Source organism: Bacillus sp. GMs2/2 (assembly GCF_050172095.1).
In the GTDB taxonomy this organism is placed as follows: domain Bacteria; phylum Bacillota; class Bacilli; order Bacillales; family Bacillaceae_G; genus Bacillus_A; species Bacillus_A cereus.
This window is the reverse complement of the sequence record NZ_JBNLYE010000548.1, coordinates 1-2086: the sequence shown is the minus strand read 5'-3', so window position 1 is coordinate 2086 and position 2086 is coordinate 1. Positions and strand designations below refer to the sequence as shown.

The following is a 2086-nucleotide window of genomic DNA, read 5'->3' as shown; positions in this document are numbered from 1 at the left end:
GGATGACAAACCCATATACATTTCTGTATGAAAGCTCTGAAAACAACAAATTGGTAGATAAACATCTCTCTATTATAAAAAAACACCTCTTGGATGCAAATATTCCGTATCGAATGGCTTCATCTTCAAGTAAATTTACAGAAAGTAACGTAAATGTATTGAAATTAAGTGAATATAACGAACTTACGAGAGCACTCGGGTACCAACATGAAACGATTGAAAAAGAAGATGAAATTTTACTAATCCCTGGGAGGGTGTCACAAAAGCAAGAATTTAAAAATGATGACTATAAAAAAAATATTGAAGTCATTCAAGGAGATTGGACAAAGACATTTCGTGTGAAGAAAACTGTAGAGAATTTAGTTTTACCACATGATTCTAGTAGTATTTATATTGCTGTTCAAGATCATGTGTATGATGAAATTCCTCTGACGAGTAATCCAGAGGATAAAGATATTCAACATCGTACTTACGGATTTGTTGTAGATGATTGGATAAGAACGAAAGAGATTTCAAATCAATTAAAGAGTATATTCGATAAAGATCTTAGGGACAGTGATTTCTACTTTGGAGCTTTAACATTAAACTTGTTGGAGGCAAAGCAAAAAAATGGTTTATTACTTATGGCAAGTGTTTTAGTCGGAATCGTTTTCTTTACATTTGCTGCTAGTTTTATTTATTTCCGATTATACACTGATTTGGACCGTGATCAACAACAATATAAAATGATTTCGAAAATGGGATTAAGTAAACAAGAGTTAAAAAAAGTTGTAACGAGACAGTTATTATTAATGTTCTTCTTACCGATTGCTGTTGCGGTGATTCATACTGTAGTAGCGTATACGGCACTGCAACAATTAGTTAGTTTTTCTATTTTAAATAGCTCGATTTTTATTTTAATTTCATTTATATGTATACAAGTTTTATATTTCTTTATTACTCGTTGGCGTTACCTACAAAAGCTTTATAAGACTATGGAGCAATAAAGGATATCAACTAATAAAATTACAGAAAAGCATGTAAAAAATGATATGAATTATGAAAGGAACCGTGATGAAAAGAACTTTAACTATTTTTATGTTAACTATAATACTTTTAATAAGCTTTAGTTCATGCTCTAAAAAGGATAACTCATTTCCTGCAAACGGTGTATTAATTATTGGAGATGAAAATAATATTTCACCAATTATTAATCGTTATCAGGAAATTACGAAAGAAAATGAAGTGTTTTCTGTGAAAAAAGGTGAAGTCGGAAATGGACATGTATTAATTTTAAATGAATCTACAGCACTAGCACTGATTAAAGAAAAAATTTTTCATAAACGAGGTAATGGCTCCAATTATATTTTAGATACGTTACCAAAATTCCCAAAAGAAGGATCACTATTGTTTACAAATGAAGACGAAAAGACTATGAAAAGTATTAAAATAGAAGGAAATGAGATTCCTGTTACATACGATAGTGACACTTGGATAGGAAACACTCGTAAATATCCAACGCAATCGTATGTGATTGTAGCAAAAAATAGCGTATATAAGGAAATAAAAGCAAATGAAACGAAAATGCACCTTCTTCAATTAAAGAGATCTTTAGGCGATGAAAGACCTAAAATGTCGACAGATAATACAATGGTTAATGAAAATGTCAAAGTAAAAAAGCTAATTAAAGGTTTGGAAGGAGAAGTATCTTTTCAATTTGTAACGATTGGCGAAAAACCTTAAAAAAGAGTTCGGAGTTGATAAAAATTTCATCAGCTTCGAACTCTTTTTAGTCTATAGACAAATCAATTACTATGCTTTACATTACTTCATTTAATCGAGTCTCGTTTGTTTCCTCAATCCCATTTGAATTTTGAACTGAATTATTTTGGGCTTCTTTTTCTTTACGAGCCTTTTGTAGCATTTCAAGGATGATCCATAAGGGAACACCTTTATCCTTTAACATCTTCCATAAATCTAATTCATTAAATTTATGTTCAGGCTGTTTCATTTCTTTTTCAGATGAACGAATATCAAACTTGATAGGATCATTTATTTTCTTACTTTCAAGTTTAGTAGAAGAGATAGTATTATGCTCAAGAGTAGA

Annotated in this window: 2 protein-coding genes and 1 pseudogene; 2 read left to right on the top strand and 1 reads right to left on the bottom strand. The window is 30.4% G+C overall.

The annotated features are described in order from the left end of the window. Positions 1 to 986 (top strand): annotated as a pseudogene (locus tag ACQGS6_RS27215) (ABC transporter permease); the annotation flags it as partial. Positions 987 to 1053: 67 nt separating this feature from the next. Further along, positions 1054 to 1722 (top strand): lipoprotein BA_5634 family protein, encoded by a 669-nt coding sequence (locus tag ACQGS6_RS27210; protein WP_000831684.1) that lies wholly within the window; start codon positions 1054 to 1056, stop codon positions 1720 to 1722. A 76-nt stretch (positions 1723 to 1798) separates the two neighbouring features. Here ACQGS6_RS27210 and ACQGS6_RS27205 read toward each other — a convergent pair. After that, on the bottom strand, positions 1799 to 2086 hold a 288-nt coding region (locus tag ACQGS6_RS27205; RefSeq protein ID WP_061662053.1), incomplete at its 5' end, for a DUF3914 domain-containing protein.

Excerpts from the sequence above, each read along its gene's own strand:
- ACQGS6_RS27210 (WP_000831684.1), top strand. The coding sequence starts at position 1,054 with ATGAAAAGAACTTTAACTATTTTTATGTTAACTATAATACTTTTAATA.